The sequence below is a fragment of the Streptomyces sp. NBC_01217 genome, assembly GCF_035994185.1.
Taxonomy (GTDB): domain Bacteria; phylum Actinomycetota; class Actinomycetes; order Streptomycetales; family Streptomycetaceae; genus Streptomyces.
Genome location: NZ_CP108538.1, coordinates 2,077,024 through 2,101,111 on the forward strand (window position 1 = coordinate 2,077,024; position 24,088 = coordinate 2,101,111).

The 24,088-nt window shown below is 69.4% G+C and carries 21 protein-coding genes and 1 pseudogene; 15 read left to right on the forward strand and 7 right to left on the reverse strand.

Features of this window, described 5'->3' with window-relative positions:
- Window positions 1-10: 10 nt before the first annotated feature.
- A complete protein-coding gene (locus tag OG507_RS09030) occupies window positions 11-733 on the reverse strand; it encodes a ZIP family metal transporter (protein WP_327366630.1) in 723 nt (240 codons plus the stop codon).
- A 104-nt stretch (window positions 734-837) separates the two neighbouring features.
- On the opposite strand from OG507_RS09030, the gene cobM reads away from it, so the two are divergent.
- The 4 genes and pseudogenes from cobM to cobC all read left to right on the forward strand — a co-directional run.
- Window positions 838-1,686 (forward strand): precorrin-4 C(11)-methyltransferase, encoded by an 849-nt coding sequence (cobM, locus tag OG507_RS09035; RefSeq protein ID WP_327366631.1) that lies wholly within the window; start codon window positions 838-840, stop codon window positions 1,684-1,686.
- A gap of 112 nt (window positions 1,687-1,798) precedes the next feature.
- A complete protein-coding gene (gene cobJ / locus OG507_RS09040; RefSeq protein WP_327366632.1) occupies window positions 1,799-3,523 on the forward strand; it encodes a precorrin-3B C(17)-methyltransferase in 1,725 nt (574 codons plus the stop codon).
- Between the two features lie 88 nt (window positions 3,524-3,611).
- On the forward strand, window positions 3,612-4,520 hold the full coding sequence (locus tag OG507_RS09045) for a sirohydrochlorin chelatase (RefSeq protein ID WP_327366633.1): 909 nt from the start codon (window positions 3,612-3,614) through the stop codon (window positions 4,518-4,520).
- Window positions 4,444-5,598, forward strand: a pseudogene (cobC, locus tag OG507_RS09050) (Rv2231c family pyridoxal phosphate-dependent protein CobC); the annotation flags it as partial. The gene OG507_RS09045 and the pseudogene cobC, both read left to right, overlap by 77 nt.
- 146 nt (window positions 5,599-5,744) lie before the next feature.
- Here cobC and OG507_RS09055 read toward each other — a convergent pair.
- Together OG507_RS09055 and OG507_RS09060 are read right to left on the reverse strand one after the other, a co-directional pair.
- Window positions 5,745-6,758 (reverse strand): SCO1860 family LAETG-anchored protein, encoded by a 1,014-nt coding sequence (locus OG507_RS09055; RefSeq protein WP_327366634.1) that lies wholly within the window; start codon window positions 6,756-6,758, stop codon window positions 5,745-5,747.
- A gap of 357 nt (window positions 6,759-7,115) precedes the next feature.
- Entirely contained in the window at window positions 7,116-8,192 is a 1,077-nt protein-coding gene (locus OG507_RS09060; RefSeq protein WP_327371910.1) for an amidohydrolase family protein, read from the reverse strand.
- Between the two features lie 22 nt (window positions 8,193-8,214).
- Here OG507_RS09060 and OG507_RS09065 point away from each other — a divergent pair, with 22 nt between their 5' ends.
- From OG507_RS09065 to OG507_RS09080, 4 genes are all read left to right on the forward strand, one after another.
- The gene (locus tag OG507_RS09065; RefSeq protein WP_327366635.1) at window positions 8,215-9,432 is read left to right on the forward strand and encodes a pyridoxal-phosphate-dependent aminotransferase family protein; all 1,218 of its coding nucleotides are present in this window, start codon (window positions 8,215-8,217) and stop codon (window positions 9,430-9,432) included.
- 234 nt (window positions 9,433-9,666) lie between these two features.
- Entirely contained in the window at window positions 9,667-10,515 is an 849-nt protein-coding gene (locus OG507_RS09070; protein WP_327366636.1) for a class I SAM-dependent methyltransferase, read from the forward strand.
- Window positions 10,512-11,807: a hypothetical protein gene (locus OG507_RS09075; protein ID WP_327366637.1), complete on the forward strand. Its 1,296-nt coding sequence runs from the start codon at window positions 10,512-10,514 to the stop codon at window positions 11,805-11,807. The genes OG507_RS09070 and OG507_RS09075 overlap by 4 nt, the downstream gene beginning before the upstream one ends.
- Before the next feature lie 41 nt (window positions 11,808-11,848).
- Window positions 11,849-12,874, forward strand: coding sequence for a VOC family protein (locus OG507_RS09080; RefSeq protein ID WP_327366638.1), 1,026 nt, complete (start codon window positions 11,849-11,851; stop codon window positions 12,872-12,874).
- Between the two features lie 39 nt (window positions 12,875-12,913).
- Here the strand turns inward: OG507_RS09080 and OG507_RS09085 are convergent, their stop codons facing one another.
- Window positions 12,914-13,981: an alkene reductase gene (locus tag OG507_RS09085; RefSeq protein WP_327366639.1), complete on the reverse strand. Its 1,068-nt coding sequence runs from the start codon at window positions 13,979-13,981 to the stop codon at window positions 12,914-12,916.
- A gap of 143 nt (window positions 13,982-14,124) precedes the next feature.
- Between OG507_RS09085 and OG507_RS09090 the strand changes: the two genes are divergently transcribed.
- Entirely contained in the window at window positions 14,125-14,634 is a 510-nt protein-coding gene (locus OG507_RS09090) for a MarR family winged helix-turn-helix transcriptional regulator (RefSeq protein WP_327366640.1), read from the forward strand.
- Between the two features lie 20 nt (window positions 14,635-14,654).
- Here the strand turns inward: OG507_RS09090 and OG507_RS09095 are convergent, their stop codons facing one another.
- Window positions 14,655-15,716: an aminotransferase class V-fold PLP-dependent enzyme gene (locus OG507_RS09095; protein ID WP_327366641.1), complete on the reverse strand. Its 1,062-nt coding sequence runs from the start codon at window positions 15,714-15,716 to the stop codon at window positions 14,655-14,657.
- Between the two features lie 106 nt (window positions 15,717-15,822).
- Window positions 15,823-16,527 (reverse strand): DsbA family oxidoreductase, encoded by a 705-nt coding sequence (locus OG507_RS09100; protein ID WP_327366642.1) that lies wholly within the window; start codon window positions 16,525-16,527, stop codon window positions 15,823-15,825.
- A gap of 99 nt (window positions 16,528-16,626) precedes the next feature.
- Between OG507_RS09100 and OG507_RS09105 the strand changes: the two genes are divergently transcribed.
- From OG507_RS09105 to OG507_RS09130, 6 genes are all read left to right on the forward strand, one after another.
- Window positions 16,627-18,306, forward strand: coding sequence for a recombinase family protein (locus OG507_RS09105; RefSeq protein WP_327366643.1), 1,680 nt, complete (start codon window positions 16,627-16,629; stop codon window positions 18,304-18,306).
- 912 nt (window positions 18,307-19,218) lie between these two features.
- Window positions 19,219-19,692, forward strand: coding sequence for a hypothetical protein (locus tag OG507_RS09110; protein WP_327366644.1), 474 nt, complete (start codon window positions 19,219-19,221; stop codon window positions 19,690-19,692).
- Between the two features lie 230 nt (window positions 19,693-19,922).
- Window positions 19,923-20,180: a hypothetical protein gene (locus tag OG507_RS09115; protein ID WP_327366645.1), complete on the forward strand. Its 258-nt coding sequence runs from the start codon at window positions 19,923-19,925 to the stop codon at window positions 20,178-20,180.
- Window positions 20,173-20,616, forward strand: a complete 444-nt coding sequence (locus OG507_RS09120) for a hypothetical protein (RefSeq protein ID WP_327366646.1) — start codon at window positions 20,173-20,175, stop codon at window positions 20,614-20,616. The genes OG507_RS09115 and OG507_RS09120 overlap by 8 nt, the downstream gene beginning before the upstream one ends.
- Before the next feature lie 225 nt (window positions 20,617-20,841).
- Window positions 20,842-21,678, forward strand: a complete 837-nt coding sequence (locus OG507_RS09125; protein WP_327366647.1) for a phage major capsid protein — start codon at window positions 20,842-20,844, stop codon at window positions 21,676-21,678.
- 320 nt (window positions 21,679-21,998) lie between these two features.
- Window positions 21,999-22,250 (forward strand): hypothetical protein, encoded by a 252-nt coding sequence (locus OG507_RS09130; RefSeq protein ID WP_327366648.1) that lies wholly within the window; start codon window positions 21,999-22,001, stop codon window positions 22,248-22,250.
- Window positions 22,251-22,394: 144 nt separating this feature from the next.
- On the opposite strand, the gene OG507_RS09135 is transcribed toward OG507_RS09130, so the two are convergent.
- A complete protein-coding gene (locus tag OG507_RS09135; RefSeq protein ID WP_327366649.1) occupies window positions 22,395-23,786 on the reverse strand; it encodes an IS1380 family transposase in 1,392 nt (463 codons plus the stop codon).
- Window positions 23,787-24,088 lie beyond the last annotated feature (302 nt).

Below are 24,088 nucleotides of genomic sequence, written 5' to 3' on the forward strand. Positions count from 1 at the left end.
GGCGCGGTGGTCAGTCCGCGATGCCCACCACGAGCCAGATGAAGCCCACGCCGGCCACCGTGCACAGCAGTGTGGAGTGGGCCGGGTGTTCGTGGTGCGCCTCGGGGAGGATCTCGGCGGCGGCGAGGTAGAGCAGCGCGCCGCCGAAGAAGCCGAGGTAGCAGCCGAGCGGTTCCTCCGGAAGGGTGAACAGCAGCGTCGTCGCCGCGCCCAGGATCGGTGCGATGGCGTCCGCGAAGAGCATGAACATGGCCTTGCGGCGGGCGTTTCCGTACAGGCTGGTGATCGTGTAGGTGTTGAAGCCGTCGGCGAAGTCGTGCGTGATGACGGCGAGGGCCACGGCGGCTCCCATGCCGGCGCTCACCTGGAAGGCCGCGCCGAGCGCGACGCCGTCCATCAGGCTGTGGCCGACCATCGCCGCCGCTGCCGTGAGTCCGACCTGCGGCACCCGCTCCTCGCCCGCACCGTGTGCCGCCCGGCTGACGGCGAGCACTCGCTCCACCAGGTGGGCGACGAGGAAGCCGCCCACGAACAGCAGCAGGCCCGCCGGGACGCCGAAGACGGGGTCGCCCGCGGTGTCGATCGCTTCCGGCAGCAGGTCCAGGCCGACCACGCCGAGCATCAGTCCGCCGGCGAATCCGAGCACCAGGTGGCGGCGGTCGGTGACGCGCTGGGCCACCCAGCCGCCGGCCAGGGTCATCAGGAACGCGCCGAGCGCGACGAACACCGCCATGCGCTCTTGCTAGCCGATTGACCCCGGTGCGCGCATCTCACCGCGCCCTGCCGCCCGCCCGTCCTTCTGTTCAGTTTTTCCGTTTTCCGAAAGGACCCCGTCCCATGTCCGAAGCAGTCGACGCAGCCGGCGCGGTCGCCGCGCCCACCCACGGCAAAGTGACGTTCGTCGGTGCCGGCCCCGGCGCCGCCGATCTGCTGACCTTCCGGGCGGCACGGGCCATCGCGGATGCCGATGTCGTCATCTGGGCGGCGAGCCTGGTGCAGGAGGAGGTGCTGGAGCATGCCCGGGAGGGCGCGGAGATCCTCGATTCGGCGCAGATGTCGCTGGAGCAGGTCGTCGCCGTGTACGAGCGCGCGGCCGCGGAGGGGCTGAGGGTGGCCCGTATCCACTCCGGCGATCCGGCGCTGTGGGGCGGCACGCAGGAGCAGGTCGACCGGTGTGCCGGGCTGGGGGTCGCGGTCGAGATCGTGCCGGGGGTGTCGTCGTTCTCGGCGGTCGCGGCGATCGCACAGCGGGAGCTGACGATTCCGGAGGTCGCGCAGTCCGTGATCCTGACCCGTCTCGGTGGCGGCAAGACGCCGATGCCGCCGGGCGAGGAGGTACGGGAGTTCGCGCGCCACGGCACGACGATGGCGCTGTTCCTGTCGGCGGCGCGGTCCGGGCAGCTCACCCAGGAGCTGCTGGAGGGCGGCTATCCGACGTCGACGCCGGTCGTGATCGCGTACCAGGCGACCTGGCCGCAGGAGCTGATCCTGCACTGCACGATCGGGACCCTGGAGGAGACGGTCAAGGAACACAGGCTCTGGAAGCACACGCTCTTCCTGGTCGGCCCGGCGCTCTCGGCCTCGGGGACGCGTTCGCACCTCTACCACCCGGGGCACTTCCACGGTTTCCGCAAGGCCGACAGGGCGGCGCGGGCCCAGCTGCGCGCCCAGCGGTCCGGCTCGTGATCCGGGTCGTCGGTACGGGGACGGGCGCGCCGTTCGCCCCCGGGGTCCGGGCGGCCCTCTTTCTGCTGTGGGGCACTCGCCCTGCAATCCGTGCAAGCGAAGGAGTAACCCAGTGATCGGCCTGATCTCCGCCACGGCGGCGGGCGCCGTGGCCCGCGACCGGCTGGCCGCGGCCTGGCCCGACCGTACGGCGGTCTACGAGGGACCGGTGCGCGAGGCCGTGCAGCGGGCGTTCGCCGAGTGCGAGCAGCTGGTGTGCTTCCTGGCGACGGGGGCAACGGTACGGCTGCTCGCGCCGCTGCTGTCGGACAAGGTCTCGGACCCGGGTGTCGTCTGTGTCGACGAGGCGGGCCGCCATGCGGTGGCGCTGCTCGGCGGGCACGGTGGCGGGGCGAACGCGCTGGCCGGGGCGGTCGGTGAGGTGCTGGGCGCGGCGCCGGTCGTGACGACGGCGACGGACGCGGCGGGGGTGGTGGGTCTCGACATGCTGGGGCTGCCCGTGGAGGGCGATGTGGCGGGGGTGTCGCGCGCGATGCTCGACGGGGCGCCGGTGGAGCTGCGGGCGGACGCGGTGTGGCCGTTGGCTCCGTTGCCGCCGAATGTCTCCCGCGGCGCGAAGGGCCCGGCGGTACTGCATGTCACCGACCGGATCGTGGAACTCGGGGCGAAGGCCGTGGTGTTGCGGCCCGTCTCGCTCGCCGTCGGGGTCGGTGCGTCCAGGGGCGCGCCGGTCGAGGAGGTCGTCGGGCTGATCCGGGACACCCTGCGCGAGGCCGGGCTGTCGCCCTTGAGCATCGCGGAGTTGGTGACGGTGGAGGCGAAGGCGGACGAGCCCGGGATCGTCGCCGCGGCCGCGCGGCTCGGCGTGCCGCTGCGGGCGTACGCCGCCGAGGATCTGGCCCGTATCGAGGTGCCCAACCCGTCCGCCGCGCCGCTCGCCGCCGTCAAAACCCCCTCCGTCGCGGAGGCCGCCGCGCTCGCCTCAGGGGGCGAACTCCTCGTACCGAAGCGGAAGTCGGCGCCTGATGGGCGGGCCGCGATGGCGACGTGCGCGGTGGTGCGCCGTGCGCCGCGCGGGCGGCTGGCCGTCGTCGGTCTCGGTCCGGGGGCGCGCGATCTGCTGACCCCGCGGGCCCGCGAGGAACTGCGGCGGGCCTCGGTGCTGGTCGGGCTCGATCAGTACGTCGACCAGATCAGGGACCTGCTGCGGCCCGGCACCACGATTCTGGAGTCGGGGCTCGGCGCCGAGGAGGCGCGGGCCCGTACGGCGGTCGCCGAGGCGCGCAAGGGGCATGCGGTGGCGCTGATCGGCAGCGGTGACGCGGGGGTGTACGCGATGGCCTCGCCCGCGCTCGCCGAGGCGGGCGCCGACATCGATGTGGTGGGTGTGCCGGGAGTGACGGCCGCGCTGGCGGCCGCCGCGATCCTGGGCGCCCCGCTGGGCCACGACCATGTGTCGATCAGCCTCTCCGATCTGCACACCCCGTGGGAGGTCATCGAGCGCCGGGTACGGGCGGCGGCCGAGGCGGACATCATCGTGACGTTCTACAACCCGCGCAGCCGGGGCCGCGACTGGCAGCTCCCGAAGGCCCTGTCGATCCTGGCCGAGCACCGGGAACCGGCCACTCCGGTCGGTGTCGTACGCAATGCCTCGCGCCCCGACGAGAGCAGCCGGGTGACCTCGCTCGCCGGTCTGGACCCGGCGACGGTGGACATGATGACGGTCGTGACGGTCGGCAACACGGCCACCCGGGAGATCGCGGGCCGCATGGTGACACCGCGCGGCTACCGCTGGCAGTCGGCCACGACGGCCCCGGCCGTGGGCGGACCGCGGTGAGCCGGCCCCGGCCGTCTCGGAGCGGATGACCTGCCGCTCCCGAAGCCCCGAAGCCCTCTCGCCCCACACACGAACACGAGGAGAACCTGTGACCACCGCGTCCACCCAGCCCGCACTGCTCATCGCCGGCCACGGCACCAGGGACGAGGGCGGGGCCGCCGCCTTCCGTGACTTCGTGGCTGAGCTGGGCAGACGCCACCCGGGGCTGCCCGTCGCGGGCGGCTTCATCGAACTGTCCCCGCCGCCGCTCGGCGACGCCGTGACCGGGCTGGTCGAGCGCGGTGTCGAGCGCTTCGCCGCCGTGCCGCTGATGCTGGTGTCGGCCGGGCACGCCAAGGGGGACATTCCGGCGGCGCTGGCCCGTGAGAAGGAGCGCCACCCCGGCATCTCGTACACCTACGGCCGTCCGCTCGGCCCGCACCCGGCGCTGCTGAAGGTGCTGGAGCGCCGGGTCGACGCGGTGCTGGGCGACACCGACCGGTCCGAGGTGACGGTACTGCTGGTCGGACGCGGTTCGACCGACCCGGACGCCAACGCCGAGGTGTACAAGGCGGCGCGGCTGTTCTGGGAGGGCCGTGATTACGCGGGGGTGGAGACGGCGTTCGTCTCGCTCGCGGCGCCGAACGTACCGGCCGGTCTTGACCGTTGCGTGAAACTGGGTGCCGGGCGCATAGTCGTTCTGCCGTACTTCCTCTTCACCGGCATCCTGCCGGACCGGGTGCGTCATCAGACCGAGGAGTGGGCCGCCGCCCACCCGGAGCTCGATGTCCGCCCGGCCGAGGTCATCGGTGGTGCCGAGGAACTGTACGACCTGGTCATGGAGCGCTACCGGGAGGCCGTCAGGGGCGATCTGCGGATGAACTGCGACTCATGCGTGTACCGGATCTCGCTGCCCGGCTTCGAGGACAAGGTGGGGCTGCCCCAGCAGCCGCACTTCCACCCCGACGACGACGGCCATCACCACCACCCCCACGGCGGTCATGCACACTCACATTGAAAGACCCGGCGCAACTGGCGCGGGCACGCACGATCTGCGGCACCACGGTGACGCGGAAGTACGGGAACGGGGCCGGGATCTGACCGATCTCGCCGTCAACGTACGGGCCGGCACTCCCCCGGCCTGGCTGAAGGCGCGGATCGCCGCGTCGCTGGACACGCTCGCCGCGTACCCGGACGGCCGTCCGGCGCGGGCGGCGGTCGCGGCACGGCACGGGCTGCCGGTGGAGCGCGTACTGCTGACGGCGGGTGCGGCGGAGGCGTTCGTGCTGATCGCACGGGCGCTGCCGGCCTGCCGTCCGGTCGTGATCCATCCGCAGTTCACCGAGCCGGAGTCGGCGCTGCGCGCGGCCGGACACGAGGTGCGCCGGGTGCTGCTGCGGGCCGGGGACGGTTTCCGGCTGGACCCGGCGGCCGTGCCCGAGGACGCGGATCTGGTGGTGGTCGGCAATCCGACCAACCCCACGTCGGTCCTGCATCCGGCGGCCGTGCTGGAGCAACTGGCGCGCCCTGGGCGGACGCTGGTGGTCGACGAGGCGTTCATGGACGCGATACCGGGCGAGCGCGAGGCGCTGTGCGGGCGTACGGACGTCCCCGGGCTCGTCGTGCTGCGCAGCCTCACCAAGACCTGGGGGCTCGCGGGACTGCGGATCGGTTATGTGCTCGCCGCACCGGAGGCCATCCGCGCGCTGGAGGAGGCACAGCCGCTGTGGCCGGTGTCGTCCCCGGCGCTGGCGGCGGCGGAGGCGTGCATGGAGCCGCGGGCGCTGGCCGAGGCGGCTGCGGCGGCGGAGCGGATCGCGGTGGACCGGGCCCATCTGGTGGCAGGGCTGCGGGAGTTCACCGAGGTGCGGGTGGCGGAGCCGGCCGAGGGGTCGTTCGTCCTGGTGCGGATGGAAGGGGCCGCCGAGGTACGGGAGCGGTTGCGGGCGCTCGGGTTCGCGGCGCGGCGCGGAGATACGTTTCCGGGGCTCGGTCCGCAGTGGCTGCGGCTGGCGGTGCGCGACCGTGCGACGACCAACCGCTTTCTGCAGGCGTTCGACCAGGCGCTGCAGACGCTGACCGCGGTCACACGCTGACGGGACAGCCGCGTTCGGCGCGTTCAGTGCGTTCGGTACGTTCACCGCGTTCGGTGGCGCGCCGACGGGGAGCGGCGTTCCCGTTACTCGAACACCGCTCCCCGCTCCCCTCCTGGCTCTGCCTGCCCCCCTCGGGCCTTGAGGGGTCAGTCCTGGGCGCGGCGCCTGGCCACGACCATCGCCCCGGCCCCCACAGCCAGCAGCACGGCCGCGCCGCCCGCGATGTACGGCGTCGTGGAACTGCCGCCCGTCTCCGCGAGGTTGGAGTCGGCGGCGGGGGCATCGCCGGTGCCGGTCTGGGGCTTCACATTGCCGCCGTCGCTGCCGCCGTCACCGCCGGACGTGCTGCCGCCGTTGTCGGAACCGCCACTGTCGGAACCACCGCTGTCAGAGCCGCCGTTGCCGGAACCACCGTCACTTGAACCGCCGTTGTCGCCACCGCCCGGTCCGGTCGGCTTCGGCGTCTCGCAGGTCGCCTCGGCGAGCGTGACCTCGCCCTGCACATCGGCGACGTTCAGGTCGAGCGGGTTGACCGACACCTTCAGCTGCAGCGCGGCCGCCGCCGCGGTGCGCGAGGTGGTGTGCGTCTTCGACAGGTCGAGGGTGACCTTGCCGACGCCCGGCACCCGCACCTGCGTGGTGCCGCCCGCGGTGAGGGTGATCCGCTTGCCGAGGACCGACACATGCCCCAGCACGTTCGACTCGGCGACCGGCCTCCTGCCCACCTCGCAGACCGCCTTGGAGGTCACCTTCTCGACCTCGATCAGCGAGAGCAACGGCAGTCCGGGCACATGGACCCGGGCCTTCGCCACATTGCTGTAGCCCTCGGCCCTGTGCTTGTCGACGGTCGCGTTCGCGGTGGCCACATCGGCGCGCAGCACCCTGACCGGCCGTCCGCGGTCGACCCCGTCGAGCCGCACGCTCAGCGCGGTCTTCTCCGCACTGGCGGGTGCCTGCACCTCGTTGAGCGTGGCCTTGAGCGGCACGTCGACGGTCTTGTTCAGGAGCGAGACGTCGAGTGCGGTACGGAGCACGACCGCGCTCGCCTTCCCGTCGCCGGTGGTCGTGGTGGTGGCGGCCTGCGCCGGGACGGCGACCAGCAGCGCGACGGGAGCGGCAGCGACCGCCAGGGCGGCCAGGCGGAAGGTGTTGCTGTTCAAAATGGTGGAACCCCCACAAGAGACATGGAGCCACCGGCGCCGTCCAATGGGGGACATCGCGGGCACCGGTGACCTCGACCCCGAAAGCTTTACGCACGGAGGGTGAACTGGCAGACACCTGACGTGAGTTCACTCCAAAGGGGGGTTTCCGCGCCTGTATTCGATTATCTCGGTACGTTCGTTCCCTGGAGTCACCCGATCCACTGAGCGCGGACGGCGCGGGGATCGACTGCGCCGGGGTGTACGCAGAGGTGAGCAAAGGTGATTCAACGACACGGCAGGGGCTGGGTAACTGGCTGTCAACACAGCACACCCCGGTCCGGGAGGGGCGGGCCCCGCGAGCCGCCACCGGGCCCCTCAGCTGATCACCTGCCCGTTCAGCACCACCCGTCGCGGCGCCGCCAGCACCCGTACGTCCGCCCGCGGGTCCTCGTCGTACACCACCAGGTCCGCCGGTGCGCCCTCCTCCAGCACCGGCCGTCCGAGCCACCGGCGCGCGCCCCAGGTCGTCGCCGACAGCGCGTCCAGGGCAGGGATGCCCGCCTTCACCAGCTCGGCGACCTCGTCCGCCACCAGACCGTGGGCGAGCACCCCGCCCGCGTCCGTGCCGACGAAGACCGGCACCCCGGCGTCGTAGGCGGCGCGCACGGTGTCGTAACGCCGCTCGTGCAGCCGCCGCATATGGGCCGACCAGCGGGGGAACTTCGTGTCGCCGCCCGCCGCGAGCGCCGGGAACGTGGCGATGTTGACCAGCGTGGGAACGATCGCGACACCGCGCTCGGCGAAGAGCGGAATGGTCTCCTCGGTCAGCCCGGTGGCGTGCTCGACGCAGTCGATCCCGGCCTCGACGAGATCGCGCAACGAGTCCTCGGCGAAGCAGTGCGCGGTTACCCGGGCGCCGAGCCGGTGCGCCTCGGCGATGGCCGCCTCGACCGCCTCGCGCGGCCAGCAGGCGGTCAGGTCACCCACCTCCCGGTCGATCCAGTCGCCGACCAGCTTCACCCAGCCGTCGCCGCGGCGCGCCTCCTGGGCGACGTACGCGACCAGCTCCTCCGGCTCGATCTCATGGGCGTAGTTCCGGGTGTACCTGCGGGGCCTGGCGAGGTGGCGGCCGGCCCTGATGATCTTCGGCAGGTCCTCGCGGTCGTCGATCCACCGGGTGTCGGACGGCGAACCCGCGTCCCGCAGCAGCAGCGCGCCCGCCTCCCGGTCGGCGACGGCCTGCTTCTCGCTGGTCGCGGCGTCGACGGCGCCGTGGTGGTCGAGCCCCACGTGACAGTGGGCGTCGACCAGGCCCGGCAGCGCCCAGCCGGTGACGGTCACCGCCTCGTCCGCGCCGGGCGGCCTCCCGTACGAGATCCGTCCGTCGACGGCCCAGAGCTCGTCGCGGACGTCCTCGGGTCCGACGAGCACCCGCCCCTTCACGTGCAGCACCCGCGGTGCCCTGTGATCACTCATGAGCAGCACTGTACGAGGCGGCGCGCGAGGCCCCGGCTACGCTTCGACGCAAGCACCTGTCCGTACGCAGCACCGCGGCACACCGACCCGATCCGAAGAGAGCACCACCGTGACGCACCCCTTCCTCGACCTCGCCCCGCTGACCGCCGCGCATTTCGCGGCCATCGAGAAGCGGGTGGCCGGCCTCCTCGCCACCGAGCAGGACGTCGTCATCACGCAGGGCGAGGCGCTGCTCCCCCTCGAAGGCTGCATCCGGGGCGGCGCGCGGCCCGGTTCGACCGCGCTGAACGTCGTCACGGGTCCGTACGGGCAGACCTTCGGCAACTGGCTGCGGGACTGCGGCGCCAATGTCGTCGATCTGGCGGTTCCGTTCCACACGGCGGTCACCGCCGTCCAGGTCGCGCGGGCGCTGGCCGAGCACCCGGAGATCGACTTCGTCTCGCTGGTCCACGCCGAGGCGGCGACGGGCAACACCAATCCGGTCGCCGAGATCGGTGAGGTGGTCCGTTCGCACGGGGCGCTGTTCATGCTGGACGCCGTCGCCTCGGTGGGCGCGGAGCCGCTGCTGCCGGACGTGTGGGGCGTCGACCTGTGTGTGATCGGCGCGCAGAAGGCGATGGGCGGCCCGGCCGGGGTGTCGGCGGTGTCGGTGAGCGGGCGGGCCTGGGAGCGGATCGCCGCCAACCCCCAGGCCCCGCGCCGCTCGTACCTCTCCCTCCTGGACTGGAAGGAGCGCTGGATCGACGGCGGCCGCCGGGCACTGCTGCACGCCCCCGCCCAGCTGGAGATGCTGGCGCTGGAAGCCTGCGTGGAGCGGATCGAGGCCGAGGGTCTGGACGCGCTGATGGCCCGGCACGCCTCGGCCGCCGCGGCGACGCGCGCGGGTGCGGTGGCGCTCGGCGGAGGTCTGTCGCCGTATGTGCACGAGGCGAAGGACGCGGCACCGGTCGCGACGACGCTGCGCGCCCCGGCGGGCGTCGACGCCTCCGAGCTGGTCGCGCGGGCGCTGGCGGCCGACCCGTCGCTGCCGCTGATCGCGGGCGGCGGGGCGCTGTCCAAGGAGATGATCCGGGTCAATCACTACGGGGTGGACGCGACGCGCGGCGCGGTGCGGTCCTCGCTCGCGGCGCTGGGGTCGGCGCTGGCCGACGCGGGCCGGCAGGTCGACTTCGAAGCCGCCCGCAAGGCCGTCTCAGAGGCCTGGCCGAGCGAGTAGATCCCCCGCGCCCCTCTTCGGGTGTGCGGGGCCGGACGCTCCGAAGTGCCTGCTCCGGACGGCTCGTTGGCTCCGCGTCCCCTGGCGGGTGCCGACGGCCGATGCGTACTATGTGAGACCTGATCACGGCCGTCGGCAATCTCTGTCCGGACTGGGAAACAGGGAATCAGAGAGCGGGGATCAGGACCAGGGATCAGGGATCCGCACATCCAAGATCAGCGGGGGCACTCACCCATGCACTGTGGAGTAGAACTGACCGCCTATCTCGTCAACGAGTCGCGTGCGCGGATGCCCGATCTCGCCGAGGACCCCTTGGCGGCCGCATGGATTCCGGACGGCGACCGGCCCGCGGTGCGTGAGCTGTGGGACGAGTTCGCGGGCACCGTCTACCCGCACGACGACCTGGTGGTCTCCCTGCGCGGCAGGTACATCGCGGACACCCTGGCCCGTTCGCTGCGCAAGGATCCGGACACCGTGCTCGTCGTGTGCGGGGCCGGTTTCTCGTCGTACCCGTGGCTCCTGCCCTTCCGGACGGCTCTCGAAGTGGACCTCCCGGCCATGGCCGAGGCCAAGCGGGCCAGGACGGCCCAGCTGGTGGCGTCCGGGGTCCTGCCGGAACGCGATGTGCACCATCATGCGGCCGACCTCAGCAGCCCGGCCGCCCGCGACGAACTCGTCGCCCTGGTACGCACCTTGGCCGATGGGCGCCCCGTGGCCTATGTGGCCGAGGGTCTGGTCTTCTACCTCCCGTCGGATGCGGCGCGCGCGGTCGTCGGCCTCGGGGCCCGGTTCGGTACGTGCGTGGTCACCGCCGTCAGTTACTGGCCCGCCGCGGCCGCGGGGAGCCAGGTCCTCGCCGACCAGCGGCAGTGGTTCCGCAGCCGTTCGGTCCCCGAGGAGGCCGCCTATCTGACCCATCACGGCCTGACGTCACTGCTCGGCAAGGAGATCGAGGACTGCGGTCCGGAGGACCTCCAGCAGCGGTATCTCGACCGCGTGGTCGTGCCCGAGTCCGACCTGATTCCCGAGTACGTCGCCGTCTCGTGGAACGCCCCTGCGCCGGTCGAGGCGGGGGCTCGGTGACCGAGGTGCTGCACCTGCAGAGCAGGGCGTACCCGGTGCACCACAGTTCCCCTCCCCTCACCGTGGAGTCCTTCCACGTACCGGGGCACGGCGAGTTACGCGCGAACGCCGGAGAGCTCGGAACGCTGGGGTACAACCCGGACTTCACTATCGAGCTGGACCTGAAGGAGATCGTCACCCGGGCCATCGCGCTTCCCGGTACGGAGATCGTCGACTGTCACGCCCGGATTCTCAGCGCGGGCAGCATCCTGGTGACGTACGCGCTTCGGCACGAGGCGGATCTGCGGCGGCTCGCGCTCGCCGACCTCGACGCACTGGACGCCCGGGTGAATCACGCGCTCCGTGAGGCGGACGCACCCATTCTCGCCGCGGTACTGGCAGCCGCGGTGGCCGGCGGCCTGGTCCAGGGACTCGCTCTGCGGCCGGACCTCGCGGGCAGCGGCGGAGACACGCCGGTGGACCGTCAATCCGCCCGGTACAACTGCCACTTCGTCACCGAGTCGCCGCCGTGGGAGACCGACCCCCGGCTGCCACCGCTCAGTCCGGGACCGTTCTGCAAGGTGCTGCTTCCGTACACCTACGCCTGGGACCGGGACCCGGCGACCGCGCTGCACGAGCTGCGAACGATGCTGGAACCCACCGACATCGCGACGGCGCAGCAGTCCCTGCTCGTCGGTGCCCTGCTGGGCGGCCGCCGGGTCCTGGTCGACCTCGCCAGAGCCGAGTACCCCACGACCGACGTCCACGCGTTCCGGCGCTTCCTCGACGGGGTCTGGTCCGACTACCACCACCTCGACGGCTACCGCATAGAGTCGGCACAGGGTCCCAGGGCCACCTATCTGGCCGCCCGTGAGTCGATCGGCCTGGACAACACCCAGGAGCGGGCCGACAAACTGCTCGGTTATGTCGGCAATTCCCTGCTGGCCGCAGCTTCGCAGCGGACCGAGGCGCTGGACACCCGGCTCAACCGCGTCGCTTCCGCACTCGCCATGGTCACGGCGGCGTCCTTCAGCCTCGACGTGGCCGTCTTCCTTCTGCCCGATGTCTCGTTGGCACCCCGGATCGGTGTCGTCAGCAGCCTGATCGGGCTGGCCGCCGTCGGGATAGCCGCCGTGTTCCTCCCCGTACGCCGCATGCTGCGCGCCTCGTCGGGAATTGCCGGTGTCCGCTCGGTCCGGTCGGTGCGAGCGGTGCGGGTGCCGGGCCAGCGCCCGGCCGGCCCCGCCGCGGTGCGCCCGGCCCCCGAACCCGATGGGAGCGGCCTGGCGGGCGGCCCGTCCCCCCTCCCATAAACGGCTGTACGTCGGCGGATGTGAACGGCGACAGTACTGCCATGACTTCACTCGTACGTCACATCACGATCGACTGCGCCGACGCCTACGGGCTCGCCGGATTCTGGTCCGGGGTGCTCGGCGCCCCGCTCTCCGCCGAGGACGCCCCCGGCGATCCCGAGGCGCTCGTCGAGGCCCCCGGTGCCGCGCTGCTGTTCATCTCGGTGCCGGAGGCGAAGAGCACCAAGAACCGTGTGCACCTGGACATTCAGCCGCAGGACCGCACCCGGGACGAGGAGGTCGAGCGGCTGCTCGGCCTGGGCGCCACCCTCGTGGCCGACCACCGCAAGCCGAACGGACGGGGCTGGGCGACACTCGCCGATCCGGAGGGCAATGAGTTCTGTGTCGAGTGCGGTGCGGCGGAACGGGCCGCGCTGACCGGGACCCGGCTGCCGGTCACGGCGGACGACGTGACCACCGCGGTCCGTCTCGCGGTCGCCGCGCTCCGGGAGTCCCCGGCGGGCGACTGGGACGCTCCGGCGGGGTCGTTGGAGTGGAGCTGCTGGGAGACCGCGGAACACCTGAGCGACGACCTCTTCTCGTACGCGGCCCAGCTGGGCCCGCAGCAGCCGTCGCCGGACGCGTACGTCCCGTACCGCTGGGGCGCGGGCCGCGAGGGCGGTCCGGCGAACGCGGTCTTCGCGGACCGGGAGGCCGGACCCGCCGGGCTGCTCCGGACGCTGGAGGCGAGCGGCGCGCTGCTCGCGGCGATGGTACGGACGGCCTCGCCCGAGGTCCGCTCCTACCACCCCTACGGGGTCTCCGATCCGGAGGGCTTCGCCGCCATGGGCATCGTGGAGACCCTGGTGCATGTGCATGACCTCGCCGGCACCCTGGATGTCCGCTGGGCCCCGCCCGCCGGCCTCTGCGACCGGGTGCTGGCCCGGCTGTTCCCGGACGCCCCGAAGGACGAGGACCGCTGGGCCGTCCTGCTCTGGGCCACCGGCCGCGCCGCGCTGCCCGGTCATCCGCGCGTCACGTCGTGGAAGTGGGACAGCGCGCCGCTGGACGAGTCCGGCCGGGAGTGACGGGAGCCGGGCCCCGATCCCGGCGTCCCCGCACGTCCGTCAGGCTCCCAGCGCCGGGTAGTCGACGTACCCCTTCGCGTCCCCGCCGAAGAAGGTCGACGGGTCCGGGGTGTTGAACGGGCCGCCTGCCTTCAGCCGGGCGGGCAGGTCCGGGTTGGCGATGAACAGCGCACCGTAGGAGATGATGTCGGCGATCCCGTCGTCGATCACCGAGTGGTCGTCCGGTCCGGTCGGCCCGTCCGTCAGCGCGTTGAGGATGAAGGTGCCGGAGAACTGCTTGCGCAGCGCGAGGGTCAGCTCGCGGATCTCCCCCGCCTCCAGAAGGTGCAGATAGGCGAGGCCGAGCGGCTCGATCTCCCGTACCAGCGCGGTGTAGACGGCGTCCGGCGCGGGTTCGTCGATGTCGTTGTACGAGTTTCCGGGCGAGATGCGCAGCCCGGTGCGCTCCGGGCCGATCTCGGCGGCGACGGCCTTGACCACCTCGACGGCGAACCGGATGCGGGTCTCATCGGAGCCGCCCCACTCGTCGTTGCGCAGGTTGGAGTTGGGCGCGAGGAACTGGTGGATGAGGTAGCCGTTGGCGCCGTGCAGCTCGACCCCGTCGAAACCGGCGTCGATGGCGTTGCGGGCAGCGGCCGCGAAGTCGGCCACGGTCTGGCGGACTTCGTCGCCGGTCAGTTCGCGCGGTGTGGTGAAGTCCTCAAGACCCGTACCGGTGTAGAGCTGACCGGCGGGCCTGACCGGGGAGGCGCTGACCGGGGTCAGCCCGTCCGGCAGCAGGTCCGGGTGGCCGATCCGGCCCGCGTGCATGAGCTGGGCGAAGATCCGGCCGCCCGCCGCGTGCACCGCGTCGGTGACCTTGCGCCAGGACGCGACCTGGTCCGCGCTGTGCAGCCCCGGGGTGGAGGGGTAGCCCTGGCCCACCACCGACGGCTGGATGCCCTCCGTGATGATGAGGCCCGCCGAGGCGCGCTGGGCGTAGTACTCGGCGACGAGATCCGTGGCGGTGCCGCCCTCACCGGCCCGGCTGCGGGTCATCGGAGCCATCGCGACGCGGTTGGCGAGCTGGGTGCCGGAGAGATCGATCGGGTCGAATGCGGTGGTCATGGGAGCCCCAAAAAAAATATGTGGTCGGCCAATTACCTGTGCTTGCGCCACTGTAACCCATTGCTTGGCCGACCAATGTAAAGTTCACAGAAAGCCGCCGCCCCGGCATCGGAGCCGGCGGGAGCCGCCCCGAGGGAGTCCCCATGAAGGCCGAATCCGTGAAGGCCGAATCCGCCGACCCCGCCTGTACCGAGCTGCCGGGCGCCGCCCACAAAGGCCCCGTGAGCCATGCGCTCTCACGGGTCGCCCGGCTGCACCGGATCGCCGCGGGCAAGCTGCTCAAGGGAGCGGGGCTCTACCCCGGCCAGGAGTTCCTGATGATGCGCCTGTGGGACGCGGGTGCGGTGCGTCAGTCCGAGCTGATCAAGGCCGTCGACCTCGACCCCTCCACCGTCACCAAGATGCTCCAGCGCCTGGAGCAGACCGGGCATGTCCGCCGCTGCCCCGACCCGGGCGACCGACGGGCCGTCCTGGTCGAGGCCACCGACGACAGCTGCGCGCTGCACTCCGACGTCGACCGGGCCTGGTCGGATCTGGAGGAGCACACCCTCGCCGGGCTCGACGCGGCCGAACGCCAGGAGCTGGCCCGGCTGCTCGCCAAGGTCGAGGCGAACCTCTGTCAGGGGACCGAGGGCTGCCCCGAGAGCTGCTGATCCCGGCCCTGCGGGCGGTTTCAGCCGGAGAGCACGTCCAGGGCCCGGTCCACATCGGCCTGTGTGTTGTACAGGTGGAAGGCCGCGCGCAGGCTCCCCGCCCGGTTCGAGACCATCACCCCGGCCCGCGCCAGCTCCGCCTCCCGCCCGCCGAGCCCGGGCACGGCGACGATCGCCGAATCCCCCGGCACGGCCTCGTGACCCAGCCCCGCCAGTCCCGCCCGCATGCGGGCGGCGAGCCCGGTGGCATGGGTGCGGATGGCGTCGATGCCGACCTCGTCCAGCAGCGCGAGGGAGTGCTCGGCGCCGTGGTACGAGAGGAAGGCGGGCGGTTCGTCGTAGCGCCGGGCCGTCGGGGAGAGCCGCCCGACCGGGCCGTACGTGCTGTTCCAGGGGTCGTCGGCGGCGACCCACGCGGCGAAGACGGGCGGCAGGGTGCGCTGCGCCTCCTCGGTGACGGTGAGGAAGGACGCGCCGCGCGGACAGAGCAGGAACTTGAAACCGCCGGTGACGGTGTAGTCGTACGCCCCGGCGTCCAGCGGCAGCCAGCCGGCCGACTGGGTGGCGTCGAGCAGTGTCCTGGCGCCATGGGCCGCGGCCGCCGCGCGTACCGCGTCCAGATCGGCGATCCGGCCGTCGGCGGACTGCACGGAGGAGAAGGCGACGAGCGCGGTGCCGGGCCGTACCGCATCGGCGAGACCGTCCAGCGGGACATAGCGCACCTTGAGATCGCCACGGAGCGCGAACGGACTGACGACGGAGCTGAACTCCCCCTCGGGCGCCAGGACTTCGGCCCCCGCGGGCAGCGAGGCCGCGATCAGTCCGACGTGTACGGAGACCGAGCTGCCGGTGGCGACCCGGTCGGCACCGATGCCGACGATCCTGGCGAAGCCGGCCCGCGCCGCCTCCACCGCCTCGAAGTCCCCGGAACCGGCCCTGCTGCCCGTGGCGATCGACTCGGCGAGCGCCCTCACCGCGTCCACGGTGCGCCGGGGCAGCAGCCCGCAGGTGGAGGTGTTGAGGTAGGCGGTCTCCGGCGCGAACTCGTCGTCCACCGTGCGACTGAGCGAAGTAGTCTCCATGTGCCAAGCCTGGGGCCCCCTTAACTCATCGTCAATTACCAAGAGTTAAGGGGTACACTCAAGCAACGCTTATGGATGCAGCTCAGCGGGGCACCGGGCTCCGGGCTCAGGCGTTGCTGCCGCCGGTCTGCGGAACCTCACACGCGCCGTCGGCGTCGCACGCCGCGGCGTCCCCGCCGATCGCGGTCAGCGGCCGGTCCTTCCACGCCTGTTCGAGCGCCTGGGCGAAGACCTCGGCGGGCTGGCCGCCGGAGATCCCGTACCGCCGGTCGAGCACGAAGAACGGCACCGCGTTGGCCCCCAGCTCGGACGCCTCGCGCTCATCGGCCCGCACCTCGGCGGCGTACGCCTCCGGGTCGGCGAGCACGGCACGCGCCTCGTCGCCGTCGAGCCCGGCCTCGACGGCCAGCTCGACCAGCACGTCACCGTCGAAGACGGACCGCTCCTCGGCGAAGTTCGCCCGGTAGGCGAGGCTCAGCAGCTCGTCCTGACGGCCGCGGGCCTTGGCGAGGTGGAGCAGCCGGTGGATGTCGAAGGTGTTGCCGTGGTCGCGGCCCTCGGTGAGGTAGCCGAGCCCCTCGGCCTGCGCGTTGGCCGCGACGTTGGCCTCCATGGCCTTCGCCTCCTCGCGGGTGCGCCCGTACTTCTGCGCCAGCAGGTCGATCACCTGCATGGTGTCGCCCTTGACGTAAGAGGGATCCAGCTCGAAGGACCGGTGCACGACCTCGACCTCATCGCGGTGGGCGAACCCCGCCAGGCCCTTCTCGAAGCGGGCCTTCCCGATGTAACACCAGGGGCACCCATGAACCACGGGAACCAGACCGTCTCTGACCTGCGAAAACGCGGAATCTAGGCATTCCACTCGCTCACAGGGACCCGAGACGGATGACCCCACGGCGAATGGACACCGATGGAGCGGGAAGACCTGCCCAACCTGCGTGCACTGGGCTTCGAAGACGACGAACTCATGGCGCTGGGACTCTGGGAAGTGGTGACGGGCAGCCCGGCTGACTTGGCAGAGATGTACGTCAGGCGAAGCAAGAAGAAAGACACCCTTAGCTCACTGCGGGAACAGGTGCGCCGGATGTGCGCCCATGCCAACTACGAGGGAAAGCGAATCCGGCACGTCTGGTTTGAACAGAAGAGCGCCAGCAAGGCATACGTCCGGCGTGAGGAATTCGAGAAGGCCACAGCGGCTATTACTGACGCCGGGCTTTCCAAGACGCTGTACGTCTTCAAAACCAGCCGCCTTTCCCGCCGTGGTATGGGTCAGGTTGGCCTCTTGCTGGACAAGTTCGAAGAGCGTACGGCACGAATCTTCGTCGTTGCCGAGAACCTTGACTCCACCAAATCGCGCATGATTCTTGCCATCCTCAGTGAACAGGCGCGGGAGCAAGCGAGCGACATTGCCGAATTCACGAAGATCGGCATTGATGGCAACAAGGCTGACGGACGCTGGACCGGCGGAGTAACCCCCTTCGGCCTCTACTCCCCCAAGGGTTCCGGCAAGCTAGCGCGCCACCTGACGGAGTACCCCATTGCGCGGCGCATCGCTGAATACCTTCTGGACCGCAAAACGCCTAACTGGATCGCGGAGAAGCTGAACAGCGAGGGAATTCCTACGCGCCACGGGAAGAAGTGGACCGGCCCCGGAATCATCAGCCTTGCTCATTCCGTGGCATGGGCCGGACTGGTGGTAAAGCGGGAAAAGATGCTGGACGAAAACGGCAACGACACTGGCAAGTACCACCGCGGCGGAAGCCCTTTGCTGGACAAGAAGGGACACCCAATCTCGTGTGGTGAGGGCGTGGTGACCTTCGCTGAGCACGTAAAGATCAATGCCATTCTGGCCGAACGTGCACAGCCGGGAACAAGCATTGGTGACAGGACACGCGGTAAGCGGGAAATCGTCGCCCTTCTTTCCGGCACGCTTCGCTGTGGGCTCTGCAACGGGCCGATGGCCAACGGCGGAGTGAATTACCGCTGCTACGCACGCCAGACGGAAGGGGCATCCTCTTGCAAGGGTGTCTCTACTGAGCGCACCCGCGTTGATTCGGCCGTAGAGATCATGTGGCTTAACCACGTTCTCAGTCTTGCCCCGGACTCCCCCACCATTATGGCCATTGCCCGTGACTGGCTGTCCTACCAGGACCCTGAGCGCGACGCACGCAAGGTTCACGTCAACGCTGCTCTGGAATCGGCAGTAGGCCGGGAAATGAAGCTGGAAAAAGAGTTCTTCGTCTTGGGCCGGATGGACGAAGACAAGTACGACCGACTTCGGGAACAGGTGGCCGCTCAGATTGCGGAGCTGAAAGCCGAAGCGGCGGAACTTTCAGAGGAAACCGACCTGACGCCCTTGATGGACCCGGAGTCGCTTGCCGCTCTTTGGCAGGGTGCCGGAATTGGCGGACAGCGCGCACTACTCAAGGCAGCCACAAAGGGAATCACTCTACTTCCGTCGAAGTACCGGGGTGATCGCACGCCGATCCTTGACCGGCTGATTCCCGAATGGCGGGACGACAGGGTGAACCCAGCGGAAGAAGCCGCATGGGACAGATGGGAAGTGCGCCGCACGCAAGCGGCTGTCTGAGTCAAAGAATCGAATTGGCACCAGCCCGGCCGGACTTTGGCGAGTAGACCGGGCTGGTGTCCCTCTCAAGGGAAGGCACCAGGATATGACACGCACGGAGTTCGAAGCGCAGTGCGAGGCAGAAGAGGCAGCGTTCTTGCGTGAGTTGGAGTGGCGACACATCACGCGTCAGCTCGAAGCCCTGTACGACGCTGTGAGGGCCGGGGAAGGCACCGAGTACACCAGGCAGCGCATACGGCGGCTGGAAGCCTTGCAGGCTGCACTACAGGGCTTCCCGGAAGCACTCAGCGCGTAGCACCACCAGGCCCCGTCAGGCAGCAATGCCCGGCGGGGCTTTCTGCTGCCCTGTGAGCCGCGCTGAGGGGCTTTCAGGTCTCTGGGCTGTCCCGGCTACCGGCGGCATGTAGTCAGGGGCTCACGTGGCCGCTCAGAGCCTTGAGGGGGCAGCGGGAAACGGAGCGAAAACCGCCCTGATGTAGAAAGGTTTCTGACACTCCGTCAGAACACCCTCTCTGACCTGCATGAATGTAGAAGTGTAGAAATGCACGTCTCTCAGGTTTAGCTATAGGAGTTCCTAAGCAATACCGGGACCTACCTTCAGTCCTACACTTCTACACACCCTATTGTCACGGCTTGATAACGGAATGATGGGGTGCAGCGAAACCGCGCCCTTTTCGATGCCCGATTGGCATTCGACTCACTAGATCCAACCTGTAAGGGCAGTGATGCTCTTGCTGCGGACCGCACCCTTTCTGAGGTCTGCCCATATACGCCCGTGCGGGGGCTTCTAATCCGTACACGCTAAAGGCCCGTTCCGGGTTGACTCGCACGACTGGCAGGGGTGCCCATCGTGCTGAGCCTCGGAACGGGCCTTTAGTCGTTTATGCACCCCAGCGAAAGCGACCCTTTCCCATGACTTCTATCGCGTCCGAGTACCGGGCGGCTCACAGGCGGATTGACGAGATACGGCTACCAGCCAAGTATCACAATTGCGCCTGGTGTCTCCTGACCGCTGATCAGTGGGCGTACCTGCACAACGATCCGGATGAGCGCAACGAAGAGGGCTTCGTGTGGTCTGAGAACAGCCGGTCATACGTGGCTCTCTGCCGCTCTTGTCATCGCAAGTTCGATCAGGCTTACCGGCGTGTCGGGCGTGAGGGACTGGCCGAAGCCATTGCCCCGCTCATCAAAGCCGCGTATGCCGCTGTGAGCCCCGAACGCCGCGCCATTGAGGCTCAGGCCCGTGAAGCCAGCACGAAGGCTGCATACGCCTTTCTAGACGCTCAGGACAAGGGTCTAGGCAATCGCTACGGCAGGCCACCAATCAGCGCTGAGCGCGAAACTCACGCCCGCCTGGTGCGCGCCTACGCGGCTGGTGGTCACTGAACTAACGACCTCCGAAATTTCGGAAGTGGTCAAGGGCTCCGCTGACAGTTTCAGCGGTTAGGGCTATGGCCCACTCCTAGAAGCGGGATTGGTTACCCCGCATGTCCCCGCCCCCGGGTCGCTCAGGTGCGATACCTGCCGGGGGCGGGCTCACATTCTTCCCTGCCGCTCCCGGGTTCCGTGTCCTGGTCCGGTTGAGCGGCAGGGATTCAACGAAAAGGACACAGCACGTGAAGTCACTTCTTGCACAGCTTGCCGACGATCAGTTTGCCGCCTGCCAGACGGTTGCAGCGCTGGCACGGGATAAGTCGGCTACGCCGCTGCCCGTTTCTGCGCTGGCACAACTCCTGTTCCTTGACGAAGCGGAGTTGCATGAGCTGTTCGGCTCGCACATGACCGCTTCTCAGGCTGTCACCTACGTGCGTACGGGTCCGGCCGCGCACCTCCTCACGTTCATCCATGACGAAGGGGTGAGCGCGAATGGCTGAACCCACGACGGAAACGCCTAGCACCGCTGAGGGTGGCGCGGAGACTTTCACGCCTGAGCCCACAAGCGAAGGCAACAGCGCCAACAAGGAAGCGGCCAAGTACCGCACGAGGCTACGGGAAGCCGAAAGCAAGCTAGAGGCTGCCGAAGGTCGAATCACGGCGCTCCTACGCAAGGAGATTGAGGCGCACGCCGGGAAGTCCCTAGCCGTTGGCGCTGATCTCTTCACGCTGGGCGAAGTGGCCGTGACTGACCTTCTGGATTCCGAAGGCAATCCCGACACGGAGACCATTGACGCTGCCGTTGAGGTGCTTCTCAAGACGCGCCCTGGTCTCGGTAATCCCAATCGCCCGTGGGGTGATGTGGGTGGGGGTCACCGCGAAGTAGCGGAACGCGCCCCGACGATGCATGACGCGCTTCGGTACAAGGGGCGCTAACAAGGGTCCGGGACTGTGCATGGTCCCGGGCCTTCCCACACAACTGCATATCGACCTACGGATTTCCGTAGGTGCTTTCTGAGAATCCGCTAGTGCCCCGGGTGGGCGGCGGATTTCTTGCTGTCTGGGCCAGGTGCCCGCTTTCCCGTGCTGCCAGGTGCAGCGGGCTTCCTTTCACGCGCTGGCCATTAGCCGCGCCCATGCCCAAACACAAGGACTTTCGCAATGACCATGCTTACGCCTGCCAACGGTGCCGTTCTACCCCCGGAGTACGGGGAGATTGTCACGAAGCCCGTTGAGGCTCTATCCGTCGCCTACCTGACCGGTACGAAGGTCACCACTCAGGCGCACGATTACCGCATTCCGATTCTCGCGTCTGACGTGACCGTTGGCGCTGTGGTTGAGGGCGCGGAGATCACGCCTTCCGACGCTGACTTTGATGAGCTGGTGGTTACCCCGGCTAAGTTCGCTGGCCTGACGATCGTCAGCCGTGAGCTTGCCGACGACTCCAACCCGTCTGCCACTGACCAGATCGGCCGTAGCATCGCGCGGCAGATTGCCAAGAGCGTGGATAACGCACTATTCAATGCGCTGGCTTCGCCTAACCCCGCTGGCTTTGCTTCGCTGGCCGGTATTTCCACGGTCGGGGCTCCGGTGACGTACACCAACCTTGACCCGTTCGAAGAGGCCGTTTCGCTCAGCGAGGCTGCCGGGGGCCGGATCACCTCTTGGGTTACCGGCGCTGCCACTGCCCTTGAGATTGCGAAGCTCAAGGATGCGACCGGTTCCAACAAGGCGCTCCTAAACCCGGACCTGACCGCTGATGGTCGGCGTACCATTCTTGGCCGCCCGATCATCGTCAGCCCGCACGTTCCGGCGGATGTGGTCTACGGAATCAGCAAGGACGATTTCCTTGTGGTCACCCGCGAGGACACGCGCCTTGACGTTGACCGTTCGGCGTACTTCTCGTCTGACCGTGTCGGCGTGCGAGGCACCATGCGGGTTGCTTTCGGCATGCCTGTTGCTGGTGCTCACGTCCGCATCACGAATGCTTCGTCGTAATGGCGTAGCCACATGATCTAGCCCGGTCTCTCCTTTCCCCGCTGGGGTTCGTGTCGGAGGAGAGACCGGGCTATTCCTGTATCTATGGCCGTTCGCTCCTGCAAGATCACACCCCGAGCCGGCGAAAATGGCCACATTCTCTGACCTGCCCTTATCTCGCACAGCGACGTTGCTACCCCCTGTGCTGGTGCTAACCCACCACATCCGGAAATCCGTAGGTGCCCCCTATGCCATACCGCCCCCGGCGTCCCTGCCCTGTCGTACCCAACTGCCCTAACTCCATCAGCGGTAAGGAACGGGCCTGCCCTGATCATGTGCCCATGCTGACTGCCCGACGCGCCGAGAAGGGGACCAGCGCATACGGCAAGGATTGGCCGCGCAAGCGTGAGTCATTCCTTTACACGAATGCATGGTGTGTGTTGTGTGGTCAGCCGTCGAAGGTTGCCGACCATTACCCGCTGAGCCGCAAGGAACTGGTTAAGCGTCGCGTCGCTGATCCGAACGCGCATGAGCACCTGAGCCCGGATCCACCGGCTGATGTTTCCGAGGTCCGATTTCTCGCCGAGGGCTGATGGTGGTGTGGGGCTTGGGTTCGAGGGCGGGCGGCGCCCGCCGCGCTCGGGTCGCGGCCTGTCCGAGGTGTTTTGCGAGTCGGGGCTGGGGCGGTGGTGCCGGTGGCCGGTGCGGCCGTCAGGGTGCGGTGTCGATGGAGGCCGTCAGGGTGTCGACGGTGGGTGATGGACGGCCTCGAACAAGTCCTGGTAGGCGGCCTGCCAGGGCCAGTTGGCGGGCAGGTGGGCGGTCAGCTTGGTCCTCGCGGTGCGGGCGAGTCGGGCGGGGACGTGGATCAGGTGGGCGCGGAGTGTGGCGGTGGTGGCCTTGGCGTGGAAGGCCGAGGCCAGGGCGCCGGCGGCCCGCAGCAGGTTGTGCGACATGGCCCACAGGATCAGCCAGGCGGCGTTCGCCTGGAAGTTTCCCGAGGGCAGGTGGGCGAGCGCGGAGGACTTCCCGTCCGCGATCGCCTGTTCCACGACAGCGTGTTGCCGGTGGTGCAGTTCGGCCTGAAGCATGCCGAAGGGGCTGTTGGTGAAGATGGGATGGTAGCGCCAGGAGTCGAACAACTCGCCCTGCCCGGTGGCTGCTTGCGGGTTCAGGCGTCGCACCCGTCGCACGATCAGACGGGCGGTGACCTGCTCGGCCTTCTTGCGTCCGGTGAACGCGGTGTACTCGGTCTCGGCGACCTCGGCGTCGGAGACCATCTCGCCGGTGTCGGGATCCACGAACGCCTCGGGGTAGCGGATCGGGATCCAGGCGTCCTCGGTGATGCGGCCGATCGCGGCGGCGATGGAGGGGTTCATGCCCGTGGTGAGGGAGAAGTGGGCACCGGACCTGTGGCAGGCGGCGGCCACATCGGCGGTGTAGAACTTGCTGTCCGCCCGCACCATCCGGATTCCGGTTCCGCCCGCGTCCTTCGCGATGGCCAGGGCCTGGGCGACGAAGCTTTTCGCGCCGCGGACGTCGGCGGCCTTGCCGCGGCGCAGGCGGACCGCACCGATCACCGGCCGGGCGAGCGGGGTGGACAGGGTGGCCATGATCGGGTGCAGGGTGCGCTGCCCCTTCAGGCGCCCGTGCTCGGCGCCTTGCTTGGCCCGTCCGTAGACCCGGCGGTGGGTGGGGTCGATGTCGATGAACATCAGCTGCCCGGCGCCGGGCAGCAGCGGGGTACGGGTCGCGAGGCGGGCCAGGAATTCCCGGTGCACACGGTGGAGTTGCCGGTTGTGGCCGTGGGTGAAGGAGCGCAGGAAGGTGCCCAGCGTGGACGGGGCGCGTATCCCGGCGAAGGCCCGGTCCATTGCGCCGTGCCGCAGCCGGTCGGCATCATCGATGGAGTCGGCCCCCGAGCACATCGCGCCCAGCAGCGACATCACCTTGGCCGCCGGATGGGCGCCGCCGCTGTTGTCGGCCGCCTCGATGCGGACCTGGGCGGCCAGACCGGGCAGGCCGACCCGTTCGGCGAGCGCGATCAGCGGAAGCAGCCCCGCATCCGCGATCAGATTCGGCTCGTCGAAGAGTGCGGAGACATGGACGGCGGCATGGGAAGATTGCATCTCGGAAGAGCCTTGTCATCGTGCGTGCTGGAAGCCTCAAGAACTCCCATCATCGCAGGTCACAAGGCTCTTCCTCGTTCCCGGAGAAGTTGTCCACAGAGGTCAGCCGGTGGATCCGGGCTGAGAGCCCTTTGTGTGCGCTGCCATAACCGTGAGACCGGCCGTAACCAGGCTGGTGGTGTAGTCGCTGAGAGGCGGAGACAGTCACAGGCTCAGCGTGAATGGCAGCACTGGACAGAGAAGCGTGACGCTGAGGCCGAAGAGCCGCCGTTCTGATGCCTGCCCCCTGGGGGGTGACCCCC

Coding starts and splice junctions, on each gene's coding strand:
- OG507_RS09030 (WP_327366630.1), bottom strand. CDS start 733: ATGGCGGTGTTCGTCGCGCTCGGCGCGTTCCTGATGACCCTGGCCGGC.
- OG507_RS09070 (WP_327366636.1), top strand. CDS start 9,667: ATGCACTGTGGAGTAGAACTGACCGCCTATCTCGTCAACGAGTCGCGT.
- OG507_RS09120 (WP_327366646.1), top strand. CDS start 20,173: ATGGCTGAACCCACGACGGAAACGCCTAGCACCGCTGAGGGTGGCGCG.
- OG507_RS09065 (WP_327366635.1), top strand. CDS start 8,215: ATGAGCAGCACTGTACGAGGCGGCGCGCGAGGCCCCGGCTACGCTTCG.
- OG507_RS09125 (WP_327366647.1), top strand. CDS start 20,842: ATGACCATGCTTACGCCTGCCAACGGTGCCGTTCTACCCCCGGAGTAC.
- cobM (WP_327366631.1), top strand. CDS start 838: ATGTCCGAAGCAGTCGACGCAGCCGGCGCGGTCGCCGCGCCCACCCAC.
- OG507_RS09130 (WP_327366648.1), top strand. CDS start 21,999: ATGCTGACTGCCCGACGCGCCGAGAAGGGGACCAGCGCATACGGCAAG.
- OG507_RS09105 (WP_327366643.1), top strand. CDS start 16,627: ATGGAGCGGGAAGACCTGCCCAACCTGCGTGCACTGGGCTTCGAAGAC.
- OG507_RS09110 (WP_327366644.1), top strand. CDS start 19,219: ATGACTTCTATCGCGTCCGAGTACCGGGCGGCTCACAGGCGGATTGAC.
- OG507_RS09095 (WP_327366641.1), bottom strand. CDS start 15,716: ATGGAGACTACTTCGCTCAGTCGCACGGTGGACGACGAGTTCGCGCCG.
- OG507_RS09080 (WP_327366638.1), top strand. CDS start 11,849: ATGACTTCACTCGTACGTCACATCACGATCGACTGCGCCGACGCCTAC.
- OG507_RS09090 (WP_327366640.1), top strand. CDS start 14,125: ATGAAGGCCGAATCCGTGAAGGCCGAATCCGCCGACCCCGCCTGTACC.
- OG507_RS09135 (WP_327366649.1), bottom strand. CDS start 23,786: ATGCAATCTTCCCATGCCGCCGTCCATGTCTCCGCACTCTTCGACGAG.
- OG507_RS09085 (WP_327366639.1), bottom strand. CDS start 13,981: ATGACCACCGCATTCGACCCGATCGATCTCTCCGGCACCCAGCTCGCC.